Below are 24,942 nucleotides of genomic sequence, written 5' to 3' on the forward strand. Positions count from 1 at the left end.
ATTTCAATGCGCTTGTGGCTTTTGAAATTCGGGACTCGCTAATAACTTGTGAATAAGTGTACCAAAGAAAAAATAGGCTACTTCTAAATGCCTGACAATAAATCCTCTAAAACTTTAACGCACTTTAACGCTTAAGTCGACAGTTATTCACCCAGTGTTAACAAAATACATTTTATAACAACTTAAATAATCGTATTTTTACCCCCTAACTTACTATGATAATGGGCAAAATAATTGCTATTGCTAATCAAAAAGGTGGTGTAGGAAAAACTACTACTTCGGTAAATTTGGCCGCCTCTTTGGGTGTATTGGAAAAAAAAGTATTACTAATAGACGCTGACCCCCAGGCTAATGCAACTTCAGGATTAGGTTTGGATGTGGATAGTATTGAATTTGGAACCTACCAAGTATTGGAGCACTCCAAAACAGCCGAAGAAACCATCGTTAAGACCTCTTCCCCAAATGTGGATCTTATTCCAGCACATATTGACCTAGTCGCCATCGAAATTGAATTGGTAGACAAGGACGACAGGGAATATATGATGAAAAAAGCGATTCGTGGACTAAAGGACAAATACGACTATATTCTTATAGATTGTGCCCCTTCTCTTGGACTTCTAACATTAAACGCCCTTACTGCGGCCGATTCTGTTATGATACCTATACAGTGCGAATATTTTGCATTGGAAGGATTGGGCAAATTACTGAATACCATTAAGAGTGTTCAAAAAATACACAACCCGGATCTGGATATAGAAGGAATGGTACTTACCATGTACGATTCCAGATTGAGACTATCCAACCAAGTTGTGGAAGAAGTTAAAAAGCACTTTTCTGAAATGGTTTTCGATACGATCATCCAAAGAAATGTGCGATTGAGTGAAGCCCCAAGTTATGGCGAAAGCATTATTAAATATGATGCCAGTAGTAAAGGAGCAGCCAATTATTTAAATTTGGCAAATGAAGTAGTAGTGAAAAACAAGGAGACAGTATAATGGCGAAAGCAATAAAAAAGCAAGCGTTGGGCCGCGGTTTATCAGCCCTTTTAAAAGACCCGGAAAACGATATTCAATCGGCTACTGACAAGAACGCAGATAAAGTAGTGGGCCATATTGTAGAATTGGATTTGGACGCTATAGACGTAAATCCATTTCAGCCCCGTTCAAATTTTAATGATGAAGCCTTGCAGGAATTGGCCTCCTCAATAAAGGAATTGGGAGTTATACAGCCAATAACGGTTAGAAAACTGGATTTCAACAAATATCAGTTGGTTTCTGGTGAACGTAGGTACAGGGCATCCAAATTAATTGGTTTGGAGACCATACCGGCCTATATCCGAATTGCCAACGATCAGGAATCTTTGGAAATGGCACTAGTTGAAAATATTCAACGACAGGATTTAGATCCAATAGAAATAGCACTTTCCTACCAAAGGTTGATTGATGAAATTCAGTTAACCCAAGAAAAAATGAGCGAGCGGGTAGGCAAAAAGCGCTCTACCATCACCAACTATTTGCGATTATTGCGCCTAGACCCCATTATTCAAACGGGAATAAGAGATGGTTTTGTAAGTATGGGCCACGGAAGGGCACTGGTTAATGTGGAAAAAAAGCAAGATCAAATTGCCTTATATGAAAAAATCGTAGGTGAAAACCTATCGGTCAGGGAAACGGAAAAAGCTGTTAAAGATTATCAGGAAGGTAATACCGATGCCGCCCCAATTAATTCCCTTGCTACAAAAACACAAAAGAAACCCGCCATAAACCCAGATTTCATTGACAAAAATCTAGGTTCATTTTCAGAATACCTATCGGTAAAAGTAGATATTAAAGCCTCTGAAAAAGGAAAAGGTAAAATTACCATACCCTTTCATTCCAAGGAAGAATTCAATAGGATTAAAAAATTGATTACGGGTGAGTAAATATCTTGTTTCTCTGGCTGTATATTTTCTTGTTATAACTTTCGGACTTGCCCAAGAGGCAGAAAATACTACCCAGGCATCAGATTCCATTACAACTACTCTCAAAAAAGAGGGCATAACCGTAGTAGACACCCTAAAAGTCAAAAGAAAAGCCATCAATCCTTTGGCACCAAGTAAAGCGGCCTTCTATTCAGCCGTATTTCCCGGACTTGGCCAAATATATAACAGACGTTACTGGAAGGCGCCCATTGTGTATGCCATCATAGGCGGCGGAGTTTATGGATACATCTACAACGATGATTTATATGATCGTTTTAGAACGGCATTTAAACGTAGACAAGCTGGTTTTACAGATGATGAATTTTATGATCTGGGAACCCCTAATGCTCCTGGGGCAGATCCGGACTTTTCCCAAGCAGCCTTGGAAAGTGCACAGGAAAGATACCAAGAAGATAGAGATTTATGGCTTTTGGTCACCATTGCTATGTATGCCTTAAATATTGTAGATGCCAATGTTGATGCACACCTAAGACAATTTAACGTGGATGATGACCTAAGTATGGATATAAAACCCTATTTGGACCTAGACGCCATTACCACCAAACCAGTTTATGGTTTGGCTTTAACCATTAAGTTTTAATTTATGAATATTGCCTTGTTCGGATATGGTAAAATGGGTAAAATGATCGAACAGATCGCCCTTAAAAGAAACCATACTATTGCTGCAAAAATTGATTTGGATGCAACAGACATTGATTTTTCAGAAATCGATGTTGCGATTGATTTTAGTATGCCAAATGCAGCTTTTGGAAACATTAAAAACTGCCTAAAGCACAAAGTTCCCATAATTTCAGGAACTACCGGTTGGCTACAGGATTACCAAAAGGCCGTAGACCTTTGCAAAGAAAACCAAGGCGCATTTATCTACGCCTCCAACTTTAGTTTGGGCGTGAATCTTTTTTTTGAGCTAAACTCCTATTTGGCAAAAATGATCGGGTCCCAAAACCAATACCGAGTTTCTATGGAAGAAATACACCATACCCAAAAATTGGATGCACCCAGCGGTACAGCCATTACATTGGCCGAAGGTGTTATTAAGGAAACTTCTTATACCAAATGGAAATTGGACAATGCCGGTGATATGGAAATTCCCATAGCTGCCAAGCGTATTGCAGATACGCCGGGAACCCACACCGTTTCCTATGAAAGCGAAGTAGACAGTATTGAAATTAAGCATACTGCCCATAACCGGGAAGGTTTCGCCCTAGGGGCCGTGATAGCAGCCGAATGGATTGTTGGGAAAACCGGGGTTTTCACCATGAAAGATGTGTTAAACCTTAGTTAAAGAACGTAACAAAGAGCAACTTAAACTGACTTAAAGATTGAAGTGTTTTTAATAGACCATCAATCATTACATAATAATTACCAATATGAACGGCACACAGTGGATTATTTTTATTTTAATTATTCAGGTAATACATTTTTTAGGCACCTGGAAATTGTATGTAAAAGCGGGTAGAAAATCATGGGAAGCTGCAATCCCTGTTTACAATGCCATTGTTCTGATGCAGATTATAAATAGGCCGAAATGGTGGGTAATTTTGCTCTTTATCCCAATCATTAATTTATTGATGTTTCCAGTAGTCTGGGTTGAAACCCTGAGAAGTTTTGGAAAAAACAGTTTATTGGATACCTGGTTGGCCATATTGACCTTAGGTCTTTACATATACTATGTTAACTATTTTGAAGACGTAAAATATGTCGAAAATAGGGATATCCATCCAAAAACTGCCTTAGGTGAATGGGTAAGTTCCATTGTATTTGCCATTGTGGCCGCTACTTTGGTTCATACTTATTTGATCCAACCCTTTGTTATTCCCACCAGTTCTTTAGAAAAAACCCTACTGGTTGGCGATTTCCTTTTCGTGAGTAAATTTCATTATGGAGCTAGAATACCTATGACGACTGTCGCCGCACCAATGGTTCACGATACCTTACCAGTACTTAAAACCAGATCATATGTCGCAGATGTTGATCCCGCTACGTACAAAACCTCAATTTGGAACAAATTACAGTTACCCTATTTAAGACTACCTGGGTTTAAAAAGGTAAAAAGAAACGATATCGTTGTTTTTAGCTGGCCAGCTGATACGGTTTATCAGTTCTTTAAAAAACAAAAGGGGGTGCGCAAACCCATTGACAAAAAATCGAACTATGTAAAGCGCTGTGTTGGAGTAGCAGGCGATTCCTTGAGCATTAAAGATGGTTATGTATACATTAACGGTAAAAAAACAGTTTTACCATATAGGGCAAAGCCAGAATCTTTACACACGGTTACAGTAAATGGACAGTTTTCCAATGCCGCAATAGAACTTTTGGGCAGGGAAAACCTATCTGGAAACGTTCTCAGGGTTCCTAATGCCTCGCTTCAGCAAGAACGTGCAACAGAGGTAATACATGCCATGAACTTGGAACAGATAAAGTCTGATTCTTCCTACACTTATTATGCCGGTAATGTAGGGAACCAGAAAGTCAAGGATTATTTAAAGTCCGAAGACATGAAAAATATGGCACTCTTTAATCTAACAGAGGAGGAAGCCAAAAATTATACAGGCAATGACGGAATAACATCAATCGACAAATTTTCCTATAAGAATTCGGATACCTCTATCTTTCCTCAAAATGCCGCACATTCCGGTACCGTAGACAACATGGCTACTATCTATATTCCCGAAAAAGGAAAAACCGTACCTCTTAACCTCGAAGTACTTCCCATTTATGAAAAGATAATTGAGGAATACGAAGGAAATGACCTTGAGGTAAATGGAAATCAGATTATCGTTAATGGTGAAGTAACCAACTCATATACGTTTAAACAAAATTACTATTGGATGATGGGAGACAACAGACACCGATCGGAAGATAGCCGTTTCTGGGGCTATGTCCCTGAAGACCATGTTGTAGGTACTCCTATTTTTATTTGGATGAGCATAGATGGCATCAATGATGGTATGAGCAACTGGAAGGTGAGATGGGATAGGGTTTTTACAACCGTAAATGGGGAAGGTGAACCTACCTCCTACTTTAAGTATTTTCTAATCTTATTGGCCGCCTGGTTTATTTTTGATTTCTTTAATAAAAAGAAAAAAGTAGCTAGTAAATAATTAATGTAGTAATTGAACATTACAGGCTTTTAATATGCCCCATTTTAGAATGATCAATTATTACAGTAAAAAACCTTCGTAACCATGAATCTTCTGCTTCATCCGGGCTACTTCCCTAATATCGTCAATTTTGCGGCGATGGTTCAGAACGATGTTTGTTGGGAGGTGATGGACAACTATCAAAAACAGACCTTTCGCAATAGGTGTTATATCTGCACGGACATTGGGCTGCACATGCTTAATATCCCCATTAAACATGTTGGAAATACAAAGGGAAAACAACGCTATAGCGACGTAAAAATAGATAATGATTATCCTTGGCAGAGACAGCACTGGCGCACCTTGGAAACAGCCTATAGAACATCTCCGTTCTTCGAGTTCTATGAAGATGATATTGCCCCATTATACCATAATACATTCCACTCCTTATTGGATTTTAACCTCAAAAGTATTGAGACCATTTGTGAATGTTTGCAAATTAATATGCCCGTAAAGACAACCGAGAATTATGAGGCTGATGTTACCAACAAAGTGGATGGCCGGTTTTTAATCAGTTCTAAAACAAAGATAATACTTGAACAGCCAAAATACGTTCAAGTATTCGATGACAGAAATGATTTCATATCCAACTTAAGTATTTTAGATCTTTTATTTAATGAAGGCACCAATGCCCTTACCTATTTAAAAGCCCTCAAACTAAACCTTCCCGATGCTTAGGTTTTGCGTGCACTACGGCATTCATTTTTTACTTCCAATTATAGTTGGGTTAATTTTTTATAAAAAACATCGGTTACTAATAATCGCAATTCTTCTCGCAGGAATTCTTATTGATGTTGATCATTTATGGGCAAATCCAATTTTTGACCATAATCGCTGCAGCATCAACTTTCATCCCTTGCATACGTATTGGGCCATTTCAGGCTATTGCTTATTACTATTTTTCCAAAAAACTAGAGTTTTTGGAATAGCATTTTTGATCCATATTTTAGCGGATATGGCAGATTGTTATTTAATGTAAAGATTTTCCTTTCCCTAGTTCCCATCAAACACAACACTCTAGTCACTGTTTATTATTAGCAATAAGACTGTTTTAGGCACCCAATTTCGTTTTCCAACTTACACTCCTAAGTAACATGACACAAACCTTCTAAAACCATCCTATGACATTTAAAAAATTATCGCTATTTTGTATGGCGCTTAGGCTAAAAATATATCTAATTCAAATCTGAAAAATGAAAGACCACACCTCTAAGAACTCCATAACCCCTGGACGAAGGGATTTTATTAAGAAATCAGGAATAGCCCTTATAGGGGGTTCATTGGTCTACCCCTCTGTTTCTTTTGGCGCTACAAAGGCATATAAGGACTCCCCCATTAAGGTGGGGTTGATCGGTTGTGGAGGTCGGGGTACCGGTGCTGCGGCACAGGCCTTGGAGGCCGATCCAAATGTGGTTCTCTTTGCCATGGGAGATGTTTTTGAAGATCGATTGGAAGAAGCCCATGCCGCATTGGTCAAGATTGCCGGTGACAAAATAAAAGTGGACAAACAAAATAAGTTTCTAGGATTCGATGCCTATTTAAAAGTAATTGAATCTGGCGTTGATGTGGTACTATTAACTACACCACCAGCCTTTAGGCCTGACCATTTAACAGCAGCAGTAAATGCAGGGAAACATGTTTTTTGCGAAAAACCAGTAGCCGTAGACGCCCCTGGAGTCCACAAAGTTTTGGCCGCCGCAAAAATAGCAAAAGAGAAAAACCTCTCCTTGGTTTCTGGATTCTGTTTTAGGTATGATTATCCCAATAGGGCTATATACGGTCGCGTTTTGGATGGTGAAATTGGGGATATTAAAACGGTAACCACCTTTCGTCATGGAGGGGAAGCCTGGTACAAAGACCGCCAGCCAGATTGGACCGATATGACCTATAACATGCGAAACTGGTATTATTACAATTGGTTGTCAGGAGACTTTATTGTAGAACAAGCCGTTCATAGTTTGGACATGATGTCTTGGGTAATGGGAGATAAAATGCCCATAAGTGCCACGGGAACAGGTGGAAGACAAGTAAGGGTGGACAAAAAATACGGCAATATTTTTGATCACTTTGCTGTGGAATTTGAATACGCCAATGGCGCAAAAGGGTATCATTTTACGAGACAACAAAGTGATACTTCCCACAAAAATAGCGTTGAAGTATTCGGTAGCGATGGGAGCGCCATAGTCCATATTGGCCGTAGGTATGAAATAACAGGTAAAAATAAATGGACATACGCGGGCGAGAGAAACAATATGTTCCAGACAGAACACGATGAACTATTTGCTTCTATAAGAAATGGAAATCCGATTAATAATGGTGAATGGATGGCAACTAGCACCATGCTAGCAATTTGGGCCCGAATGGTTGGTTATACCGGACAAACCATTAGCTGGGAACAGGCCTTTAATTCACAAGAATCCTTAGGTCCGAAAGTAGAAGAATATAATTGGGATCTAAAATGGCCGACAGCACCAATAGCTGTGCCCGGTAAAACCAAATTAATTTAAACCCAACATTAGAACCAAATAACCTTTTAGTCCGAAAAAATTAATGCCTTCAAAACAAATAAGATCAAATAAATGAAGATATTTCACAACCTAAGTCTATTATTTTTATTCTTGTATAGCGTAACCATATTGGCGCAAATCAAACCAATAACCTTCGGCACTGAGACTACTTTGGATCAATTGGTAGATAAGGGCAAGGAAAAGCCCATTAATTGGATCAATGTAAATACAGATCCCGAAACTTGGCGAAAAGAAAAAAATATTCTTGTCTGTTCAGGTTTACCTATTGGTGTTATGCGCTCCGAAAAACAATATGAGAATTTTATCCTATTGGTAGAATGGCGACATATGGAAGCCGGAGGTAATTCAGGGGTTTTTGTATGGAGCGATGCCAAACCTGGGGAAGAAAATCGCTTACCTGGAGGTGTCGAAGTCCAAATGTTGGAACTCGACTGGGTAAATCAGAATATAAGAGACGGGGTAAAGCCTCCCATTGCATACGTGCACGGGGAACTCTTTGGTGTAGGTGGGGTTATAACCCAACCGGACAACCCTAGGGGCACCAGGAGCAAATCCATTGAAAATAGGGCACTAGGCAAAGGGCAATGGAACAGTTACAAAGTGATATGTGTAGATGGTACTATAAAACTCTCCGTAAATGGGAAATTTGTAAATGGTATTAGCAAGTCATCCATCAAAAAAGGTTACTTATGTTTGGAATCTGAAGGGGCAGAAATTGAATTCAAAAATTTTAGAATAATAGAACTGCCCTCAGGAGTTACCTCAGAAGAACAGACCGCCAAGAAGGTGTTTTAAAGATTATTGACCCTTATTAAAGGATAGTTAAAAAAAGTAGACAACTAAAAGACCCTAACTTTAGACCTTCGCTTGTTCAACTTAATAACTTGAAGAAAAATAAACTATTCGGAGCCCATTTTGATTGATGCCATTACGGGAAAGTGGTCGGACAATTTGATATCGAAATTTTTATGTGCTTCAATCTCAAACGCTTGATCCGCCAAAATAAAATCTATCCTCACGGGATAATATCTAAAATTAAAGGTCCGGCCATAACCAGTTCCCTGCTCAGCGAAAGAGTCGTTCATATCCCCTTTTATAACTTTATAGACATTGGAGAATTGGGTATTGTTAAAATCGCCACAGACAATTTTTCTAAAAGGCGTTGCATTCCTATGTTTGTCGAATAATTCGGCCTGCTCGCCCTGTTTAGCGAAAGACTTGCTAACCCTTTTGAACAACCTACCCTTTGGTTCGTTGGAGATACGACTAACGCTGGGTATTATCTTGTGCGATTCTAGATGAAGGTTATACACTCTTATCGTATCCTTATTGACAACGATATCGGCGAAAAGGGCATTATTTCCACTGTCCGGAAAATCCAAGGAACCCTTATTGATTATAGGAAACTTAGAATAAATGGCTTGGATAGATTTCTTTTCGCTTAATTTATAGTCCGTAGCATATTTAAAGGCATATATTTTCTTAAGTTGCCTATCCTTAATCCGGCTAAACTCCTGAATACACAATATATCTGGATCTTCTGAAATAATAAAATCCATTATACGATCGCCTACTGACGCATCATGGATCCATTCAAACTTATTGAACCCCCTAACATTGTAGCTCATGATGCTTAGATCCTCTTCCTGTATTTCCTCTTCAGACAATTTAAACTTGAAAAAATTCCCCAAACATATATATCCAAGTACCAGAACAAAAGCCGATAGCAATAACTGTTTCTTTCTTTTAAAGAGCCAATAGGCCAAGAAAAGCAAATTAAACAATACCAAAAGGGGTACCATTAGGCTTAGAATAGAGAAATAGGCAAAATGTGCCACAGAAATTAGAGGAACAAAACATGAAACAAATAACAATAAGGCCAAAACCCCATTAATGAAGAACATGCATTTATCAATGAAATTAAGGTTCTTCACTTTTTATTCTTTTCCTGCCTTAAATAAAAAATCCTTTTCTGCCTTGGATAGACTTTCGTAACCAGACTTGCTAATCTTGTCCAAGATAGCATCTATTTTACGTTGGCGGCTTTCCTTATCGTAATTTTCTGCTTGTCCCGCCCCTCTATTTTCTTTGCGATATACCGTTTTCAAAGGTGCTTTCCGCTCGTTACGCTTAAATAAATTAGCTATCGCATCCAAAAACTTGGCAAAACCACTACCAATATCATGACCATTAATTAGTTGGCGCGCATAAAAATATCCTAAAGCCGCACCACCTAAATGCGCCAAACGCCCTCCGACATTACCGCCAATGGAGATTTGAATAAGATCTAACAATACCACAAAGACCCCTATATGCCAAAGTTTTACATTAAAAAATATAACACGGACCTCTTGATTGGGCAAATAGGCACAAACAAAGATAAGCACCGCTGTAACCCCGGCCGAAGCCCCTATCAAGGCTGTATTAATACCCAATAAAGCCGGGAATATATTATAACTCAATAAAAATATGAACCCTCCAAGGATAACCCCTAAAAAATACACATTGAGAAACCTTCTACTATCGAAAAGGTTTAGAAATATTCTACCCGCGTAGTACAACATCAACATATTCCAAAAGATATGACCGAATCCCGAATGAAAAAAAGAATAGCTAACTATTGACCATGGTTGGGTAAGAAAATGAAAAAAGTCCTTTGGAAGTTCGAACCAACGAATAATACTATCTCCAGAAAATCCAAATAGTACCTTTACCAATCCACTGAGAATAAATACTGCCACATTAAGGACTATAAGCCTTTCCGCAATATTTAATCTATTGTAATAATATTTAATGTTTTGATTACCCATTATCTATCCCAGCGATTGTTGTTAAACTGATTATTTTTCCAATACCACATCATAATAAACCCGAATAATGCTCCGCCTACATGAGCAAAATGAGCTATGCCATTACCAAAAATTGAATAGCCCGTTACCCCTGAAAATAAATCCAATCCAATTAAGACTGGAATAAAATATTTGGCCTTCACAGGTACAGGAATAAACATTAAAAACAATTCACTGTTGGGATAAGACATTCCGAAAGCCACCAAAACACCGTAAATAGCACCAGAGGCTCCGACTGCAGGTGTATTAAAGGCTCCCAGAAAATTATCAATGGTGCCCTTGGAGACCACATCGTACCAACTTGGGCTATATTTACCTCCTGAAACAATTTCTATTATCTGCTCCTTAGGAATACCCGTACTTACCAAGGCATCCAGCCCTTGATTAAAATAATAGTAATTCACCCCTGTATGGATCAAGGCTGCTCCGATACCTGCCGAAAAATAAAAGAAGAAAAATTTATTCCTTCCCCACATTTTCTCCAATGGCGACCCAAAGGCCCATAGGGCGTACATATTGAACAAAATATGCATAAACCCGCCGTGCATAAACATATGGGAAATAACCTGCCAGAACTCGAAATTTTCATTTTTCGGAAACCAAAGCGAAAACCACTGGTACATTTGATCACCATATAATTGTGTAGCCACAAAAAACAACACATTAATTATTATCAAATGCTTTACTGCGTCCGTAATCCTACCCATTCATATAAATTTTTTATCAATTTCGTCCTCCGAAATGGTGACGTATATTGGTTTATTAAAAGGACTCACCCCAGATTCTTTACAGGCAAACAAATCGTTTACCAAAGCCAACTGGGAATCGCGATCCAATACTTCCCCTGTCTTTACAGATAAAGATTTTGCCAATGTCTTTGACAGTATATCGGTCTGCGAAAAACCATCGACCACAAAATCCTGTTGATAGTCCGATATCAACTGATCCAAAATAATTCCTACTTCGCTTTCAGGAACCGAGAATGGTACTCCCGTTACCCTTACCTCTTCTCCATCAATACTTTCAAAAACAAATCCTACTGTGGTTAAACTTTCTTGAATTTCAGCAATAATTGCGCAGTCGGATGTGGAAAATGTCAAAGATAATGGAAATAATAGTTGTTGGCTAACTGCCTCCTTTATGGTTATGTTCTTTAAAAATTTTTCGTAAAGTACACGTTGATGCGCCCTACTTTGATCAATGACCACCATTCCTGATTTAATAGTGGTAACAATATATTTTCGCCTTAATTGAAAAGTGGTAGCACCTGTATCAACAGTATCTTTATTATTATCAAAAATGGAACCTGTAATTGTATCGGATTCGAAGCTTATACTACTAAAGTCGGAATTCTTACCTATATTGGATTCCATGCCCACATATAAACTTTCCCACCCTTTTGTATTTGGCTTCTGGTACCCCGCCTTTTGAGCTGACCCTACACTCACATCGGCCTTAAAAGGGTTAAAACCAGCATCAACGATAACTTTAGGCAGCTCAGCAGATTTATCCTTGTAATTATATGGGGTCTCCAAATTTTGGTCCTGCTCAAAATCCAAGGAAGGCATTACATTAAATTGTCCCAGACTATGCTTCACAGTAGATCTTAAAATGGCGTACAGGGTATGTTCGTCATCAAACTTAATTTCCGTTTTGGTGGGATGGATATTGATATCGATAGAACTTGGATCAACCGTTAAATAAAGGAAATAGCCAGGATGATTTTCCTTTTTTATAAGTCCATCAAAAGCGCCCAATATGGCGTGATGAAGGTAAGGGCTTTTTATAAACCTATTGTTTACAAAAAAAAATTGCTCCCCCCTACTCTTTTTGGCAAATTCCGGCTTACTGATATAGCCACTAATTTTAACCACTTGGGTATCTTCCTTTACAGGCACCAATTTCTCATTGGTTCTGGGACCAAAAATATTTACAATACGCTGTCTACTATTGGAGGTAGGCAAATTGAAAAGCTCACTTCCGTTATTATAAAAATGAAACCCAATTGAGGAATGTGCCAAGGCCACTCTCTGGAACTCATCCATTATATGTCGTAGCTCTACATGGTTGGATTTAAGAAAATTGCGTCTTGCAGGTATGTTAAAGAATAAATTCTTCACCATCATGGATGTGCCCTTGGGCGCAACGGCCACTTCTTGAGAGATGATCTTGCTTCCCTCGATTTTTATGTGCGTTGCCACCTCATCCTCTTCCTTCCTTGTCTGCATTTCTACGTGGGCAATAGCAGCAATGGAAGCTAGCGCCTCACCTCTAAAACCTTTAGTATTCAATTGAAAAAGGTCCTCTGCTTTTTGAATCTTGGATGTGGCGTGACGTTCAAAACTTAGACGTGCGTCGGTTACGCTCATCCCTACCCCGTCATCAATTACTTGGATCAATGTTTTACCTCCCTCTTTCACCACTAATTTTATAGTAGTGGCCCCTGCATCTATGGCATTTTCCATGAGTTCTTTAACAACTGATGCGGGTCGTTGAACTACTTCCCCTGCGGCAATTTGATTGGCAACATGATCTGGCAAAAGCTTAATAATATCTGCCATTATTGCGGTATAAAAATAGATAGATCGAAATCTATTATGTATAGAAAAATAAGAATAAGAATGGCAATAATTATCAGGGTCCTAAATTTTTGATTTTGACTTCCGTTTTGTTTTAAATCGTCCATGGCCCTACTGAACTTACCTTTAAAACCAGTACGACCATCCATGGTAGGTCTAAATTTGTCCAATTTGTGTTCTATCTTAAACGGACTTCCTTCACCCTTATCTTCGAAGTAACGAGGGGTATACCCAAACTTCTTGTTTTTACGTAATTTTGAAAACTTTCCCATAATCCTTATTGTTTCAAAGTTACTTAAAATCAAAAAATATGCCTTAAATCCCTTGCCAAAAAATGTTAATAATTATGGAAGAAACACTTAATTGGCATTTAAATCAACATTATAAAAGAGATAATGTAGTATTTACTTTCCAAGGCTCACCATTTTTATGGCGGCTATAGCAGCCTCAGCCCCTTTATTGCCATGTTTACCACCGCTGCGGTCAATGGCTTGTTGCATATTATTGTCCGTTAAAACACAAAAAATAACCGGCACCTCCGTTCTTACGTTCAAGTCCATTATTCCTTGGGCCGTGGCACTGCACACAAAATCGAAATGCTTGGTTTCCCCCTGAATAACACTGCCAATGGCGATTACCGCATCTACTTTCCCGGTTTCAATCATTTTTTTGGCTCCGAAAGTAAGTTCAAAACTCCCTGGAACATTCCAGCGAACAATATTTTCATCCTTGGCACCACAATCTAATAGCGCGGTTAAAGCCCCTTCGAAAAGTCCTTCGGTAATTACTTCATTCCACTCAGAAACAACAATCCCAAACCGAAAATCATTCGCGCTTGGGATTGTTGTTTTATCGTATGCCGATAAATTTTTATTAGCCGTAGCCATATACTAGTTATTTTTTGCCTTACCTATAAATGCATCAATAGTCCTAGCCTCATCAGAGCTTGGATATTCATCTTTTATTTTTTGAAAATATTTTAGTGCCTTATCATTTTCCTTCAATTCCAAAGCAGTAACTCCCGCTTTATATAAAAATTTAGGGGTTGTAAAGTCGTTTGCACTATGGGCAAACGCCTGCTCATAGTATCCTAAGGCATCACCAGCCTGGTTCAATTGCAGGAAAGCATCCCCTAATCCACCTTTTGCCAAGGCACCCAGAATTAAATCATCAGAAGAGAACCCTTCCAAATACTTAATGGCCTCATCGTACTTCTGCATATTCATAAAGGCCATACCAGCCGAATATTTAGCCAGATTGGCAGCAGGAGTACCATTGTATTCCTCAATTATATCCAAAAATCCATATTTACCTTCTGCCCCGTTCAGGGCTAGAGTAAACAATGAATCCTTTTCGGCAGTTGCCGATAATGCTTGATCAAAATATTGTTGAGGATATAGCATTTCGTTGGCAGCACTTTCTTCCATCGGCTTTTCCACAAATTGAAAGTATGCCATATATCCCAACACGGCTACGGCAATTACCCCAATTACTCCAAGAATATAATTTTGATTTCGGGAAACCCATTCTTCCGATCTGGATGCTCCTTCGTCTAACGAACTAAATACCTCTGCAGTTGTACTTTCCTGCTCATCCAACAAATTCTCCTCCTCTTTATTTTTTGGTTTAAAACCTCTTTTCTTGTAAGTTGCCATTTTTGAAATTTATTAATCGCGCAAAAATAAAGTTTTTATCCAAAACCGGACGGGTATTTATTCGTTATTTTTGGATATTTTACAGTTTAAGAGCGGAATAAAAAATAAATATTTTAACACCTAGAATGTTTCTAAAGAAATTATCACTAATTAATTACAAAAACTTTGCTTCCGAAAATTTCGAATTCGATGCTAAAATCAATTGTTTCGTGGGAGATAATGGTGTTGGAAAAACAAACGTTTTAGATGCCATATACCATCTTTCCTTTGGGAAAAGTTACTTCAATCCTGTGGCTACCCAAAATATAAAACACGATGAAGATTTTTTCGTCATCGATGGGGAATTTCACAAAAACGACAGGGAAGAAAAAGTTCTTTGCAGTCTTAAAAAAGGGTTGAAAAAAATAATTAAACGCAACGGCAAGGCTTACGATAAATTCTCGGACCATATAGGTTTCCTTCCTTTGGTGATTATTTCTCCCGCTGACCGGGATTTAATAATTGAAGGTAGTGAAACACGTAGAAAATTCATGGATGGGGTCATTTCCCAATCTGATAAGGAGTACCTACAAAATCTGATCAAGTACAATAAAACACTTAGCCAGAGAAATTCCCTGCTGAAGTATTTTGCCGTTAACCAAACTTTTGACAAAACATCTTTGGCGGTATACAATGAGCAACTACAGGAATATGGCAGCAGAATATTTGCCAAAAGAACTGAATTTCTGGAAGCGTTCATTCCCATATTCAAGGAACAATATCTCATCATTTCAGGAGGTAAAGAAGTTGTAGATTTAACATATGATAGCAAATTATTGGATTGTGATCTACTAACTTTATTGGAAAGGAATCTAGAAAAGGATAGAGCGCTACAATATACCAGTGTAGGCACACATAAAGACGACCTTAACTTTGAGATTGAAGGGCACCCCATAAAGAAATTTGGAAGTCAGGGGCAGCAAAAATCATTTTTGATAGCCTTAAAATTGGCACAGTTCTACTTTATAAAAAAGCAGGCCAGCACTACTCCTTTATTACTTTTAGATGATATTTTTGACAAATTGGATGAAAACCGGGTGGCCCATATTATACATTTGGTAAACGAAGATAATTTTGGCCAAATATTTCTCAGTGATACCCATGCATATAGAACGGAGGAAATTATAAAGAAGATACACCAATCCTATAAAATATTTAAGTTGTAAAATGCGATATATCTATATTTTTATTGCCTTTATGGGCCTAATTGGCTGCCAAAACAAAGTAAACCAAGTGGATCTGCCCTATTTGAATGGATATTGGGAAATTGATAAGGTTTCTTTTCCGGATGGCACCAACAAGGAATATACGGTCAATACCAGTATAGACTACATTGAAATAAACGACCTTAAGGGATATCGAAAAAAGGTGCAACCAAGATTTAACGGAACGTACGACACCTCCAATGATGCAGAAATGTTTACCATTTATGAAAAAGATGATGTTTTTACGATAAACTATAAAACAGATCTGAGTGAATGGCATGAAAAAATCGTAAGTCTATCGGAGAATAGCTTTACGGTTCTAAGTGAGGATAACTTAAAATACCATTACAAAAGATATGAACCCATTAATATTGAATAAGAATGGCCAAGAGAAAAAATGACAACCTTAACCTAGGTGAAGCCTTACAGGAGTTTATTTCTGAAAACAAATTACAAAAGGGGATGGACCGTGTTAATGCACGGGAAGCCTGGATAAATTTAATGGGCAATGGCGTAAATAATTACACAACCGCCATAGAATTGCGGAGCGACACACTTTTTGTATCGCTTTCCTCTTCTGTTCTAAGGGAAGAATTAAGTCTGGGCAAGTCCAAAATTATAAAATTACTGAACGAAGAATTGGGTAAAAATTTAATTTCAAAAATTATTTTGAGATAATCTTCAGTAATAAACCAACAAAAAAACCACACTTAAAAGTGTGGTTTTTAATTATATGAATAAAGGTTCTTAGAAAATTTCCCTTCCAGCAAAATGAAATGCGCCTTCTATAGCCGCATTTTCATCACTATCAGAACCGTGAACTGCATTTTCAGCTATAGACGTAGCAAATAATTTACGAATAGTGCCTTCTGCTGCATCAGCCGGATTTGTTGCTCCGATTAAAGCACGAAAATCTTCAACAGCATTATCCTTTTCCAAAATAGCCGATACAATAGGACCTCTAGTCATAAAGTCTACCAATTCACCGAAAAAAGGACGCTCCTTATGTACGGCATAAAACGCTTGGGCATCCCTTCTGCTCAATTGCGTGTATTTCATGGCCACGATTTTGAATCCAGCCGAAGTTATTTTATCCAAAATTCCACCGATATGCCCATTCTCAACGGCATCGGGCTTTAGCATGGTAAATGTTCTATTTGTAATCATTACTTTAAAATTTTGCGCAAAAATACATTTTATTCTGCAACTCGCAATTTTTACGGGCTGTCTTGTGGCATTTGCCACATTTTATCGTTAAAATCTACCTTTCCCTGCCATACGGACCAAGAAGTCAATTCTTTAAAGCCTTTTTTTTCCACTTAGTTCCTATATTTGCACCGTTAACAACTAGTAAAAGCAACTAATTTTAAGATCAACCAATAAAACTATATTATAGGATGAAAAAGGCTTTCTTTAAACTTTTGGCAAAACTGAATAAGTTGTTGTTGCCCTCCTTTTCTAAAAAACAATTGGACCTTTCCAAAGCCACAAAAACCCAAATGGCAATTATAGGATGGCGTTACTTAGTGACCACTAATGCCCTGGATTAATACTGTATAAGTGACGCAACAGGATAGCCGGACAATTTTTCCCTGCCCTTTAAAAAGTTCAGCTCCATTAAAAAATTACATTGAACCACTTCTCCCCCTAACTTTTCTATTAGTTTACAAACAGCTTCTGCCGTGCCTCCCGTGGCTAGGACATCGTCATGAATAAGGACCTTCTCCCCCTTTAATATACTATCTACGTGAATCTCAAGTACATCCGTACCATATTCCAACTCATATGATTCACTGATTATTTGATGCGGTAATTTTCCACGTTTTCTTACTGGAACAAAACCAGCATTAAGGCGAGTAGCTAACATGGGGGCAAAGAAAAATCCTCTACTTTCCATTCCGACCACCTTATCTATCTTATTATTTTTGATCAATTGAAACAAGGCTTCCCCTGCACCAGCCAAGGCCTCTGCATCCTGTAATAGGGGTGTTATATCTTTAAAAGTGATTCCTTCCCCAGGAAAATTCGCGATATCGCGCACATATTTTTTAAAATTCATTTATTTAGGCTGTTCTAATTTTGTGGTAAATTTAAAAAGAAATATATTTGCAGCCCGTTAAACGGGGAAAATGAATTTTAAAAATGGCCTCGTGGCGCAACTGAATAGCGCATCTGATTACGGCTCAGAAGGTTACTGGTTTGAATCCAGTCGAGGTCACTAATAAAATAAGGGGTTAGCAGCGTTTCAAGTTGCAGCCCCTTTTTTATTTACCCATTATTTGCCCAAAATGTCATGATTTTAAAATTAAACCTGCTTAAGAACTAGCAAATCAATTTAAAGCATAAATATATTTTCTTATAAGGAAGATGGTAACAAAGTGATAATTTTCATATTAAAGCAACAGGGGTGACTTCACTTATTCGGAACTGAGTAATTTTGTTTTTTCACTTTCGAATTCCTCTTTGGTCAATGCCCCATCGTCAAAAAGTTTTTTCAGTTTTGCTATTTGATCATATTTATCAAAACTAAGTGACGGGCTGTTATTTCGTTTTTCTATTGTCTGCTTTACTTCACCACTTTTTAATGCATTATCCAAATCCATAGAATAATTAGTAGAACTATCAGATCCTAAGGTTAAATGTACAGACTTCCATTTTTCAGAACGATATTTATACATCTTTTTAATAGTGAACGGCCTATTTTCATTTTTAAACGATAATTTCATAGGCGTAGAACTTAATTTTTTTGCCCAGCCTCCAATCTTCACATATTGAAAACTCCCATCCTCTCCCGAACCCTTCCCTAACCATAAAATATCACCTACTTTATAATTAATACCGTTTTTGGCAGTATATGTGGTTAGTTTATCTTTTTTCTGGGCAGTTAACGAAAGAGTATAAAGACATAGTAGAATAACTAATAATTTCATATTTTAACTGTTACAATTATATTTTGAATTTAGTCAAAGTATTCCCTTTATCCTATTTACAGGATACCGTTATAGTCTTTTTGGCACATTACTGTATTTATCCAGTGTTGCGCCCGAAACAAAATTTGAAATTCCTATTAATTTATTGGCATCTATATCATATACGACCTCTACCCAAAACATCGAAACAGAATAGAGAACATATTTTATCTCATCCCGGGTTATAGTATCTATAAATTGCCCTTTGGTAAATACAAGGTCATATTTATCATGTTCGGACAATATGTTGAATTCATAAATACCCATCACGAAATACCTAAAAACATGAATTTAAAACTTTAATAATCATGGACTACAATTTTATTGATTCAATTAGTCTTCAAAAAAGGCTATCAGGGTACTTCTCAATCTCAATACCTGTAAGTTCGTCCATGGACTTCTGTAATTGTTTTATTATAGATTTTGTTTCTCTGAATTGTTGAGCTTCTATCACTTTTATGAAATTGACTTCCTTTTCATATTTATCAATAACAACTTGTTCTATTTCGTCTAATGATACTCTAAAATATTCTTTTCTATAATTCACTTTATTGATGCGTCTATCATCAAATTCTTTGTGCAATAGGTTCTCAAGTCCAGGGGCATTTTCCGAAAAAATCATTGCGTGTAAATCAAACGTAAATGGTACGGAAGCATCTCCTAGTTCTTTTACCCTGTCCAATGGCTCAAGTCTTCTTGTCATTCCAATTTTATAAACATTTTCTCCAAATGAACCAAGGTTAGAAATTATGTAAACGTGTCCCGATTTTGTTTCTTGAGCTCTTGAAATTGCCCTTTCCTTTGCCTCATGGGCTTCCTTTAAATTCTGTTCTAATTGAGCGATTCGCAAATTCAGTTCATCCAACTTTTCTCCGCTGACCAATCCCAAATCTCTTTTAGCGAGTTCTAAAGCTTTTTGAAAACGCTTTTCTTCCATTTCCGCATTTTTCCTAGCCATTTCAAATTCTCGTTGCGCTCTTTCCTCTTCTCTTTGTTCTTCCCTATTCGCCCGTTCTTCTTCTTTTTCCTGATACTTTTTTTGTGCTAATTCATGTATTAAATGAAGCTCCTCCAATTTTAATCTTAAATACTCGTCTATTATAAATGTATTGTTTGATTGACCAAGTTTATTAATTGCGTTAAAAGCTCTTTTAATACGCTCCTCAAAACGCCTTACATTATTCCAGCGTACTTTTGAAATTAATGCGTCACATTCTCCATTGAATGCTCGTAAGGTTAAATTAATATATCTCCTTGTCATTATTTCCCCTTGTTTCCTGCTATTACCAACAGTCCATTGGGTATTACAAACGCAAGCTCGCCCATCTTTTATCAACTCCTTTTGTCTTGTAACTATTTGTGTAATCCTTTCTTGATATTTTTCCGAAGTTTCTAAATCAAAAATCGGCTCATAAATACCGAGTTCAACAAATTCTAAATCATTTTGGTAAAGTCTAATGTCTTCCTCCAATTCTTTAAAAATTGATTTTGCCTTTATGAATTTATCATTCAATTCCGTGGCACTTGATTGAATTTCAGACAACTCCATATTCTTTAAATCAATCTCGCCCTCAATTGATACAATTCCACTAAATCTTGTTAAATCAGATTTTAGTTTGTTGTTTTCCTCAATTCTTGTGTTGAGTTGGAAATTCGTATTCTCGATTTCCTTATGTAGTTTGAGCTTTACTTTTTTACAGTGATTTAGTAAAATAAACAATGCAATTCCTAAAGCTAAAATTGTAATGGTTAGTCCTGTTGTCATTGGTTTAGATCGGTTTTTTGGCATAATTTACAAAACAGAATTATAACTTTATTCATTTAGTCAAAACATTACGGTAATATTACCGTAATGTAAATTTTATAACCTCTATTACCTTTTTATTGTTAAATGGTTATTTTGTTTATATTCACATTTCAAAGTTCTCCCCTTTTTTTCGACAACCCTTAATTATAGGCCATAAGAATACTCGTATTACTGTCCTTAGCTCTTTTATTAATTATTTCTTGATCTAAAGAAAGTGATTCCGATGTAGAAAAATTGGAGTCGACCATCATAGGAAAGTGGTACTACGATTATTACCTTAAAGATGGAGAAAGATATGTACCAGACCAATCATTTGACAATGAAAATTGTCCTACAATAAAAGAATGGTACATTGAATTTACAAGTGGAGGTGAGTTTGTCCAGTTCTTTGTTTCCTCATGTGTCGATGATTCCGAAACTAGCCAATACAAACTTAAGGGCAATCAAATATCTTTTTTAAGAGACGATGGAAGTTCGTATAAGATAGCCGATATCATCAAGCTATCAAACGATGAGTTGGTCCTAGTTACAATGGATGAAGGTTCTAAATACTAACGACATTTTAATCGATAAATCGTAGGTTAACGTCTATTACGCTTTGGGCAGTTCCTAGAGAGTAGTGAGAGTGTTTTGAGTTACAAGCATCTAACTAAGTGCTTGTGATATTAAGAATATTAGGGTAAGTGTTAATTATCATAACCCTAATACTCTTTTCTAAATCTTTAGTACTTTCATTTTTTTTGTTCAAAAGCATGTACGCGCTTACATTAGTGTATGATCTATGTTCAAAATTTTTATGCCCTATTAGTTGAGGTATATGATAGCAATAAAGCCTGAACCTTTGATTATCTGAATACCCCTCTACTTTGGCTGCGTATACATCGATTGTTCTTGAACCTATAAAACCAAAACTTGCATTAGGAAAGTCAGCCAATAATATTGGAACTAGATTAGCGCATGTAACTAAAATATTAGCAACATCACCTTTATTTATGACTTTAGAATATTTGCTATCACTCCTTCTATCTTTTTTAGCATAAAATTTTATAGCAAAAAAATCATAGTCATAATATTCAGCTGTAAGAACATATTGTAATTTTGTTTCCGGTGAGAAAAACTTGTATACGTAAGTTTTAAGATGACGCGTGTCATCTCTTACAGGATGTGTTTGAATAAATTTAGGAATATAACCTTTACTGGTTATTTTCATTAAGGAACAAGAAGAGGAGAAGACTTGGTGCGCCTTCTAACCACTTCACCTGCCTGAACAGAACTAGGGTCTAGAGTAATAGTTTTAGCATCTTTCAAAGATACCCAACCCAATCTCTGCCCCTTGGACTTTACATTAGATTTATGGTCTCCATTAGACGAAAAACGATTATTATTACTTTTTAAAACTCCCATTTTTGCAGTTATTATATTTATACCACACCTAAATATAGAACAATTATACAATTTACTCGCCATATTTATAATAAAATTACGATAAAGTGACAGCAAACTTAATTAATTTAGACGCTATAAAAACAATGTTTTCAATAGATATTTCTTATAGTTTATTGAAACATATCGTTATCGTTGCTCGTCATATATGTTTCTTTGTATACGATATAAGTTATAAAAAAATAACGTATTTAACTAATCCTTAGTATAATACCACTTAAGTTTTAACGTATATTTGTGAAATGCCCAAAGATAAATCAAAGCCCAAAAAAGAACGCTCTATCAACTACGAAGAGAAAGCAAAACTATATTGAATTAGTTGTATCTAGTTAACCAACTTCATTCCCATCTGTCTCGCGCGTAGTTGTTTAAAATACTTCGTTGCTATCTGTTGCGCGTGTTGTGACCTCGAAAAAATCTTCATTAAATAATTGTAAAAAGTATTTCGCGAACGATACGCGCGCGTTATGACCCTGCAAAAGTCTTTTATTATGTTACTTGGAAATACTCCTTTACATTGCCAATTCTGTATTTGTAGAGCTTGGAATGCATGACATCAACATCAAAACCCAGTTGCACCAAAAGGTTAAGATATCTTTGTACAGATTTTTCATGTATATCTAAATAGTTCTTAATCTGGTTAATGGTTCTAAACTCTGAAAGATACTTGATCAATAATAATATCCGTTCTACCCTCCTGGTATTATTAATGGGCTTACCATTAAAAACCCTTTTTCTAATTGAGGGATGTGGTTTTACTCCGTGTGTTGATTTCATTTTTTATAGGGTGGGAAAACTCAATTAATTATTCTCATTATCTAAAAAGTAAAACAGTACGCGCGTACATGCGCGCGTATTGTTTCGATTTACTAAACTAAAAGAGGGCAAACCATCGTAAACCCTCCTGTCAATTGTTATAACCAATATCGTTAAGCTGATTTGTTTTCAGCATTATATTCATCCCTGACGATTACTCTAAGCTCGTTTAGCCTTTTATCGATATCTGCCTTTGTTGTGTACCCCAATTGAATATTTTTAGAAAGTCCTTTCATCTTATCAATTACTAAATGGTCGTGGGCACCATCGGTAAAAGCACATTCCCTGAAATATGCGAATCTGTCCCTTAAAATGGTAAGGGCATCAATCGTATTAGTGTCCTTATAATCGTCCATCCATTCTAGGAACTGCATACCGTCCTGCATCAAGCTTATACCCTGGATCATTAGTAATTTGTTTGCTGTACTCATTTCGTGCTGTTTGCTCATAATATTAGTGTTAAATTAATTAATAGATTCTTATTAGGTTCTCGGACTTAAAACTTCTAAATCCTTTAGCTTCTATATCAAAATATGGAACTGATTTATAATTTGGCTCCCTAGTCCCCTTAGATTCCCAATTCACATTGAGCGTACCTAAGGCATAGCGTAATGATCCGTCAGTCTTTTCAAATGCAAACTTGACCATACCTTTTAACATTGCTTTTTTTAGTCTGTACAGTTGCCATGCTTTTACCAAACAAATTGAAAAAGCCTTTCCTGTTTCTTGAGCCATTACGTGTGCCCTTTTGAATACTTGAGTCCTGAAGTTCATAATATTTAGTTTATAGTTTTTGCTAAGAAGTGTATGTTATCCCATACACCGTTATTTAACCGGTTTAATAATTCTTTATGGTCTCTTGTTGGTTTCTCTATTAGGTTGTTTCCCACTTTGATAAACCCAAAGTTTGCACCTAATTTTTCAAACTCGAGTATGGCGTTTCCAAATCCTTTCAAAGTATCAAAGCTGAAACTTGCAATGTTATTTCCATTTATAAAACTCACTTTGATAGTTTTACCGATAAGCAAATCTTTTATGCTTTTCATTTCTGTTTTAAATTCTGATGCTACCATAATTAAAGTGTTACATTAATAATTATAATCAAATATAGGTAATACTTTAATATTAAACAAGTAATACTTTAATTTTAACATATTTAATTATAGCATTGCTTTAATTTTGTATCTTTGAATAAATTGTATTGATATGGAATTATTAAGATTAAAGGAAATTTTAGGTAAAAAAGGGATATCCGGAAAGGACTTAGCGGAGACTGTAGGCGTTAGCCCTGTAAGTATCTCTAATATTGTTCAGGGGAATAGTTTTCCAAAACCTGATTTACTATTGTCTATTGCCAAAGAATTGGAAGTCGATGTAAGGGAATTGTTCAGACCGACAAAAGGCGGGGCTATTGTGAACGGATTTATTGAATATGAAGATGAGGTGTATAGAGTCCTGTCCTTAGCGGACCTCGAAGAACTAATCGAAAAAATAAAGGGAAACTAACTTAGATTATGGCGTCTTGATATTTAGTTCCATGGATACGTTCAAATTCTTTGATAATACTACTGTAAATAAACTTCCCCCTTTTCTTATGGGAAGGTTTTACTAATGAACCTTTAGAACATCTCTCTTTCTGAAAATCGGCACTACTGAGTCCGAGTATTTCCATAGCTTCTGCTGTAGTACAAATACCCTTTCTAATATCCTGCCTTTGTAATCCTAAAAGACTTTGAAGGACGTGTTTATCGATTAATAGTGTTTCCATTTCGATACCATTATTATTAATTATTAGCCTTAAATATAATCATATTTTCAACTCAATAACCTCGATCTTAAAACATTATCCATGATCAACTCAGGATGAATCAAGAAAAAAGACTATTTTTAAAGGTATAACGTAAATTATTGTGAAACACCAATACTGT

Annotated in this window: 33 protein-coding genes and 1 tRNA gene; 16 read left to right on the forward strand and 18 right to left on the reverse strand. The window is 36.6% G+C overall.

Going from position 1 to position 24,942, the window contains the following annotated elements:
* The first annotated feature begins 221 nt into the window (after positions 1–221).
* The 9 genes from CWD90_RS00985 (at position 222) to CWD90_RS01025 (ending at position 8,447) form a co-directional block, all read left to right on the forward strand.
* Positions 222–995 (forward strand): ParA family protein, encoded by a 774-nt coding sequence (locus tag CWD90_RS00985; RefSeq protein ID WP_103474055.1) that lies wholly within the window; start codon positions 222–224, stop codon positions 993–995.
* A complete protein-coding gene (locus tag CWD90_RS00990) occupies positions 995–1,921 on the forward strand; it encodes a ParB/RepB/Spo0J family partition protein (RefSeq protein WP_103474056.1) in 927 nt (308 codons plus the stop codon). Before CWD90_RS00985 ends, CWD90_RS00990 begins: the two co-directional genes overlap by 1 nt.
* On the forward strand, positions 1,914–2,561 hold the full coding sequence (locus CWD90_RS00995; RefSeq protein WP_103474057.1) for a DUF5683 domain-containing protein: 648 nt from the start codon (positions 1,914–1,916) through the stop codon (positions 2,559–2,561). The genes CWD90_RS00990 and CWD90_RS00995 overlap by 8 nt, the downstream gene beginning before the upstream one ends.
* Positions 2,562–2,564: 3 nt before the next feature.
* Positions 2,565–3,266 carry a 4-hydroxy-tetrahydrodipicolinate reductase gene (gene dapB, locus CWD90_RS01000; RefSeq protein ID WP_103474058.1) on the forward strand — a complete coding sequence of 234 codons (702 nt, stop codon included), beginning with the start codon at positions 2,565–2,567 and terminating at the stop codon, positions 3,264–3,266.
* An 85-nt stretch (positions 3,267–3,351) separates the two neighbouring features.
* The gene (gene lepB / locus CWD90_RS01005; RefSeq protein ID WP_103474059.1) at positions 3,352–5,085 is read left to right on the forward strand and encodes a signal peptidase I; all 1,734 of its coding nucleotides are present in this window, start codon (positions 3,352–3,354) and stop codon (positions 5,083–5,085) included.
* Positions 5,086–5,169: 84 nt separating this feature from the next.
* Positions 5,170–5,802, forward strand: a complete 633-nt coding sequence (locus tag CWD90_RS01010) for a WbqC family protein (protein ID WP_103474060.1) — start codon at positions 5,170–5,172, stop codon at positions 5,800–5,802.
* Positions 5,795–6,103 carry a DUF6122 family protein gene (locus CWD90_RS23360; protein ID WP_103474061.1) on the forward strand — a complete coding sequence of 103 codons (309 nt, stop codon included), beginning with the start codon at positions 5,795–5,797 and terminating at the stop codon, positions 6,101–6,103. The genes CWD90_RS01010 and CWD90_RS23360 overlap by 8 nt, the downstream gene beginning before the upstream one ends.
* A 214-nt stretch (positions 6,104–6,317) precedes the next feature.
* Positions 6,318–7,631, forward strand: coding sequence for a Gfo/Idh/MocA family protein (locus CWD90_RS01020; RefSeq protein WP_103474062.1), 1,314 nt, complete (start codon positions 6,318–6,320; stop codon positions 7,629–7,631).
* 72 nt (positions 7,632–7,703) lie between these two features.
* Positions 7,704–8,447, forward strand: coding sequence for a 3-keto-disaccharide hydrolase (locus tag CWD90_RS01025; RefSeq protein WP_103474063.1), 744 nt, complete (start codon positions 7,704–7,706; stop codon positions 8,445–8,447).
* A gap of 104 nt (positions 8,448–8,551) precedes the next feature.
* Here the strand turns inward: CWD90_RS01025 and CWD90_RS01030 are convergent, their stop codons facing one another.
* From CWD90_RS01030 to CWD90_RS01060, 7 genes are all read right to left on the reverse strand, one after another.
* Entirely contained in the window at positions 8,552–9,586 is a 1,035-nt protein-coding gene (locus CWD90_RS01030; protein ID WP_103474064.1) for an endonuclease/exonuclease/phosphatase family protein, read from the reverse strand.
* Positions 9,587–9,589: 3 nt separating this feature from the next.
* Positions 9,590–10,462: a rhomboid family intramembrane serine protease gene (locus CWD90_RS01035; RefSeq protein ID WP_103474065.1), complete on the reverse strand. Its 873-nt coding sequence runs from the start codon at positions 10,460–10,462 to the stop codon at positions 9,590–9,592.
* Complete coding sequence (locus tag CWD90_RS01040; protein ID WP_103474066.1) at positions 10,462–11,208, reverse strand: rhomboid family intramembrane serine protease; 747 nt, start codon at positions 11,206–11,208, stop codon at positions 10,462–10,464. The genes CWD90_RS01035 and CWD90_RS01040 overlap by 1 nt, the downstream gene beginning before the upstream one ends.
* The gene (gene mutL, locus CWD90_RS01045) at positions 11,209–13,062 is read right to left on the reverse strand and encodes a DNA mismatch repair endonuclease MutL (RefSeq protein WP_103474067.1); all 1,854 of its coding nucleotides are present in this window, start codon (positions 13,060–13,062) and stop codon (positions 11,209–11,211) included.
* A complete protein-coding gene (locus CWD90_RS01050) occupies positions 13,062–13,352 on the reverse strand; it encodes a riboflavin synthase subunit beta (RefSeq protein WP_103474068.1) in 291 nt (96 codons plus the stop codon). The genes mutL and CWD90_RS01050 overlap by 1 nt, the downstream gene beginning before the upstream one ends.
* Before the next feature lie 132 nt (positions 13,353–13,484).
* Positions 13,485–13,967 carry a 6,7-dimethyl-8-ribityllumazine synthase gene (gene ribH, locus CWD90_RS01055; RefSeq protein WP_103474069.1) on the reverse strand — a complete coding sequence of 161 codons (483 nt, stop codon included), beginning with the start codon at positions 13,965–13,967 and terminating at the stop codon, positions 13,485–13,487.
* 3 nt (positions 13,968–13,970) lie between these two features.
* Positions 13,971–14,735 carry a tetratricopeptide repeat protein gene (locus CWD90_RS01060; RefSeq protein ID WP_103474070.1) on the reverse strand — a complete coding sequence of 255 codons (765 nt, stop codon included), beginning with the start codon at positions 14,733–14,735 and terminating at the stop codon, positions 13,971–13,973.
* Positions 14,736–14,860: 125 nt separating this feature from the next.
* Between CWD90_RS01060 and recF the strand changes: the two genes are divergently transcribed.
* Genes recF through CWD90_RS01075 form a run of 3 tightly spaced genes read left to right on the forward strand, consistent with a single transcriptional unit; the run spans position 14,861 to position 16,657 of the window.
* The gene (gene recF / locus CWD90_RS01065) at positions 14,861–15,940 is read left to right on the forward strand and encodes a DNA replication/repair protein RecF (RefSeq protein WP_103474071.1); all 1,080 of its coding nucleotides are present in this window, start codon (positions 14,861–14,863) and stop codon (positions 15,938–15,940) included.
* A 1-nt stretch (position 15,941) separates the two neighbouring features.
* Positions 15,942–16,358, forward strand: coding sequence for a lipocalin family protein (locus CWD90_RS01070; RefSeq protein WP_103474072.1), 417 nt, complete (start codon positions 15,942–15,944; stop codon positions 16,356–16,358).
* A gap of 2 nt (positions 16,359–16,360) precedes the next feature.
* Entirely contained in the window at positions 16,361–16,657 is a 297-nt protein-coding gene (locus CWD90_RS01075; RefSeq protein ID WP_103474073.1) for a DUF721 domain-containing protein, read from the forward strand.
* 69 nt (positions 16,658–16,726) lie between these two features.
* Here CWD90_RS01075 and CWD90_RS01080 read toward each other — a convergent pair whose 3' ends face one another.
* The gene (locus tag CWD90_RS01080) at positions 16,727–17,146 is read right to left on the reverse strand and encodes a nucleoside-diphosphate kinase (RefSeq protein WP_103474074.1); all 420 of its coding nucleotides are present in this window, start codon (positions 17,144–17,146) and stop codon (positions 16,727–16,729) included.
* 230 nt (positions 17,147–17,376) lie between these two features.
* On the opposite strand from CWD90_RS01080, the gene CWD90_RS01085 reads away from it, so the two are divergent.
* Entirely contained in the window at positions 17,377–17,529 is a 153-nt protein-coding gene (locus CWD90_RS01085; RefSeq protein WP_103474075.1) for an SsrA-binding protein, read from the forward strand.
* Here CWD90_RS01085 and CWD90_RS01090 read toward each other — a convergent pair.
* Entirely contained in the window at positions 17,526–18,038 is a 513-nt protein-coding gene (locus CWD90_RS01090; protein ID WP_103474076.1) for an adenine phosphoribosyltransferase, read from the reverse strand. The two genes, CWD90_RS01085 and CWD90_RS01090, sit on opposite strands and share 4 nt — an antisense overlap.
* Before the next feature lie 85 nt (positions 18,039–18,123).
* Between CWD90_RS01090 and CWD90_RS01095 the strand changes: the two genes are divergently transcribed.
* Positions 18,124–18,197, forward strand: a tRNA-Arg gene (locus CWD90_RS01095).
* A gap of 199 nt (positions 18,198–18,396) precedes the next feature.
* Here CWD90_RS01095 and CWD90_RS01100 read toward each other — a convergent pair.
* From CWD90_RS01100 to CWD90_RS01110, 3 genes are all read right to left on the reverse strand, one after another.
* A complete protein-coding gene (locus CWD90_RS01100; protein WP_103474077.1) occupies positions 18,397–18,909 on the reverse strand; it encodes an SHOCT domain-containing protein in 513 nt (170 codons plus the stop codon).
* A gap of 69 nt (positions 18,910–18,978) precedes the next feature.
* On the reverse strand, positions 18,979–19,215 hold the full coding sequence (locus CWD90_RS01105; protein ID WP_103474078.1) for a hypothetical protein: 237 nt from the start codon (positions 19,213–19,215) through the stop codon (positions 18,979–18,981).
* Positions 19,216–19,288: 73 nt separating this feature from the next.
* Positions 19,289–20,713 carry a DUF4041 domain-containing protein gene (locus tag CWD90_RS01110; RefSeq protein ID WP_103474079.1) on the reverse strand — a complete coding sequence of 475 codons (1,425 nt, stop codon included), beginning with the start codon at positions 20,711–20,713 and terminating at the stop codon, positions 19,289–19,291.
* Between the two features lie 276 nt (positions 20,714–20,989).
* Between CWD90_RS01110 and CWD90_RS01115 the strand changes: the two genes are divergently transcribed.
* Complete coding sequence (locus tag CWD90_RS01115) at positions 20,990–21,310, forward strand: lipocalin family protein (RefSeq protein WP_103474080.1); 321 nt, start codon at positions 20,990–20,992, stop codon at positions 21,308–21,310.
* 94 nt (positions 21,311–21,404) lie between these two features.
* Here the strand turns inward: CWD90_RS01115 and CWD90_RS01120 are convergent, their stop codons facing one another.
* The 5 genes from CWD90_RS01120 to CWD90_RS01145 form a co-directional block, all read right to left on the reverse strand.
* The gene (locus tag CWD90_RS01120) at positions 21,405–21,965 is read right to left on the reverse strand and encodes a hypothetical protein (RefSeq protein ID WP_103474081.1); all 561 of its coding nucleotides are present in this window, start codon (positions 21,963–21,965) and stop codon (positions 21,405–21,407) included.
* 722 nt (positions 21,966–22,687) lie between these two features.
* The gene (locus CWD90_RS01130; RefSeq protein WP_103474083.1) at positions 22,688–22,975 is read right to left on the reverse strand and encodes a hypothetical protein; all 288 of its coding nucleotides are present in this window, start codon (positions 22,973–22,975) and stop codon (positions 22,688–22,690) included.
* Positions 22,976–23,127: 152 nt separating this feature from the next.
* Complete coding sequence (locus CWD90_RS01135) at positions 23,128–23,463, reverse strand: hypothetical protein (protein ID WP_103474084.1); 336 nt, start codon at positions 23,461–23,463, stop codon at positions 23,128–23,130.
* A gap of 19 nt (positions 23,464–23,482) precedes the next feature.
* The gene (locus CWD90_RS01140; protein WP_192877973.1) at positions 23,483–23,788 is read right to left on the reverse strand and encodes an SH3 beta-barrel fold-containing protein; all 306 of its coding nucleotides are present in this window, start codon (positions 23,786–23,788) and stop codon (positions 23,483–23,485) included.
* 5 nt (positions 23,789–23,793) lie between these two features.
* Positions 23,794–24,087, reverse strand: a complete 294-nt coding sequence (locus CWD90_RS01145; RefSeq protein ID WP_103474086.1) for a hypothetical protein — start codon at positions 24,085–24,087, stop codon at positions 23,794–23,796.
* A 133-nt stretch (positions 24,088–24,220) separates the two neighbouring features.
* Between CWD90_RS01145 and CWD90_RS01150 the strand changes: the two genes are divergently transcribed.
* Entirely contained in the window at positions 24,221–24,520 is a 300-nt protein-coding gene (locus CWD90_RS01150; RefSeq protein ID WP_103474087.1) for a helix-turn-helix domain-containing protein, read from the forward strand.
* Between the two features lies 1 nt (position 24,521).
* Here CWD90_RS01150 and CWD90_RS01155 read toward each other — a convergent pair whose 3' ends face one another.
* Positions 24,522–24,782 (reverse strand): hypothetical protein, encoded by a 261-nt coding sequence (locus CWD90_RS01155; RefSeq protein WP_103474088.1) that lies wholly within the window; start codon positions 24,780–24,782, stop codon positions 24,522–24,524.
* Positions 24,783–24,942: the final 160 nt, after the last annotated feature.

The organism is Arenibacter catalasegens (assembly GCF_002909235.1).
Lineage (GTDB): Bacteria > Bacteroidota > Bacteroidia > Flavobacteriales > Flavobacteriaceae > Arenibacter > Arenibacter catalasegens.

Excerpts from the sequence above, each read along its gene's own strand:
- CWD90_RS01090 (WP_103474076.1), bottom strand. The coding sequence starts at position 18,038 with ATGAATTTTAAAAAATATGTGCGCGATATCGCGAATTTTCCTGGGGAA.
- CWD90_RS01130 (WP_103474083.1), bottom strand. The coding sequence starts at position 22,975 with ATGAAATCAACACACGGAGTAAAACCACATCCCTCAATTAGAAAAAGG.
- CWD90_RS01020 (WP_103474062.1), top strand. The coding sequence starts at position 6,318 with ATGAAAGACCACACCTCTAAGAACTCCATAACCCCTGGACGAAGGGAT.
- CWD90_RS01025 (WP_103474063.1), top strand. The coding sequence starts at position 7,704 with ATGAAGATATTTCACAACCTAAGTCTATTATTTTTATTCTTGTATAGC.
- mutL (WP_103474067.1), bottom strand. The coding sequence starts at position 13,062 with ATGGCAGATATTATTAAGCTTTTGCCAGATCATGTTGCCAATCAAATT.
- CWD90_RS23360 (WP_103474061.1), top strand. The coding sequence starts at position 5,795 with ATGCTTAGGTTTTGCGTGCACTACGGCATTCATTTTTTACTTCCAATT.
- CWD90_RS01145 (WP_103474086.1), bottom strand. The coding sequence starts at position 24,087 with ATGGTAGCATCAGAATTTAAAACAGAAATGAAAAGCATAAAAGATTTG.
- CWD90_RS01110 (WP_103474079.1), bottom strand. The coding sequence starts at position 20,713 with ATGACAACAGGACTAACCATTACAATTTTAGCTTTAGGAATTGCATTG.
- CWD90_RS00990 (WP_103474056.1), top strand. The coding sequence starts at position 995 with ATGGCGAAAGCAATAAAAAAGCAAGCGTTGGGCCGCGGTTTATCAGCC.
- CWD90_RS01080 (WP_103474074.1), bottom strand. The coding sequence starts at position 17,146 with ATGATTACAAATAGAACATTTACCATGCTAAAGCCCGATGCCGTTGAG.
- CWD90_RS01155 (WP_103474088.1), bottom strand. The coding sequence starts at position 24,782 with ATGGAAACACTATTAATCGATAAACACGTCCTTCAAAGTCTTTTAGGA.
- CWD90_RS01010 (WP_103474060.1), top strand. The coding sequence starts at position 5,170 with ATGAATCTTCTGCTTCATCCGGGCTACTTCCCTAATATCGTCAATTTT.
- dapB (WP_103474058.1), top strand. The coding sequence starts at position 2,565 with ATGAATATTGCCTTGTTCGGATATGGTAAAATGGGTAAAATGATCGAA.
- recF (WP_103474071.1), top strand. The coding sequence starts at position 14,861 with ATGTTTCTAAAGAAATTATCACTAATTAATTACAAAAACTTTGCTTCC.
- ribH (WP_103474069.1), bottom strand. The coding sequence starts at position 13,967 with ATGGCTACGGCTAATAAAAATTTATCGGCATACGATAAAACAACAATC.
- CWD90_RS01050 (WP_103474068.1), bottom strand. The coding sequence starts at position 13,352 with ATGGGAAAGTTTTCAAAATTACGTAAAAACAAGAAGTTTGGGTATACC.
- CWD90_RS01040 (WP_103474066.1), bottom strand. The coding sequence starts at position 11,208 with ATGGGTAGGATTACGGACGCAGTAAAGCATTTGATAATAATTAATGTG.
- CWD90_RS01085 (WP_103474075.1), top strand. The coding sequence starts at position 17,377 with ATGAAAAAGGCTTTCTTTAAACTTTTGGCAAAACTGAATAAGTTGTTG.
- CWD90_RS01150 (WP_103474087.1), top strand. The coding sequence starts at position 24,221 with ATGGAATTATTAAGATTAAAGGAAATTTTAGGTAAAAAAGGGATATCC.
- CWD90_RS01100 (WP_103474077.1), bottom strand. The coding sequence starts at position 18,909 with ATGAAATTATTAGTTATTCTACTATGTCTTTATACTCTTTCGTTAACT.
- CWD90_RS01135 (WP_103474084.1), bottom strand. The coding sequence starts at position 23,463 with ATGAGCAAACAGCACGAAATGAGTACAGCAAACAAATTACTAATGATC.
- CWD90_RS01105 (WP_103474078.1), bottom strand. The coding sequence starts at position 19,215 with ATGGGTATTTATGAATTCAACATATTGTCCGAACATGATAAATATGAC.
- CWD90_RS01120 (WP_103474081.1), bottom strand. The coding sequence starts at position 21,965 with ATGAAAATAACCAGTAAAGGTTATATTCCTAAATTTATTCAAACACAT.
- CWD90_RS01070 (WP_103474072.1), top strand. The coding sequence starts at position 15,942 with ATGCGATATATCTATATTTTTATTGCCTTTATGGGCCTAATTGGCTGC.
- CWD90_RS01140 (WP_192877973.1), bottom strand. The coding sequence starts at position 23,788 with ATGAACTTCAGGACTCAAGTATTCAAAAGGGCACACGTAATGGCTCAA.
- CWD90_RS01060 (WP_103474070.1), bottom strand. The coding sequence starts at position 14,735 with ATGGCAACTTACAAGAAAAGAGGTTTTAAACCAAAAAATAAAGAGGAG.
- CWD90_RS01035 (WP_103474065.1), bottom strand. The coding sequence starts at position 10,462 with ATGGGTAATCAAAACATTAAATATTATTACAATAGATTAAATATTGCG.
- CWD90_RS00985 (WP_103474055.1), top strand. The coding sequence starts at position 222 with ATGGGCAAAATAATTGCTATTGCTAATCAAAAAGGTGGTGTAGGAAAA.
- lepB (WP_103474059.1), top strand. The coding sequence starts at position 3,352 with ATGAACGGCACACAGTGGATTATTTTTATTTTAATTATTCAGGTAATA.
- CWD90_RS01075 (WP_103474073.1), top strand. The coding sequence starts at position 16,361 with ATGGCCAAGAGAAAAAATGACAACCTTAACCTAGGTGAAGCCTTACAG.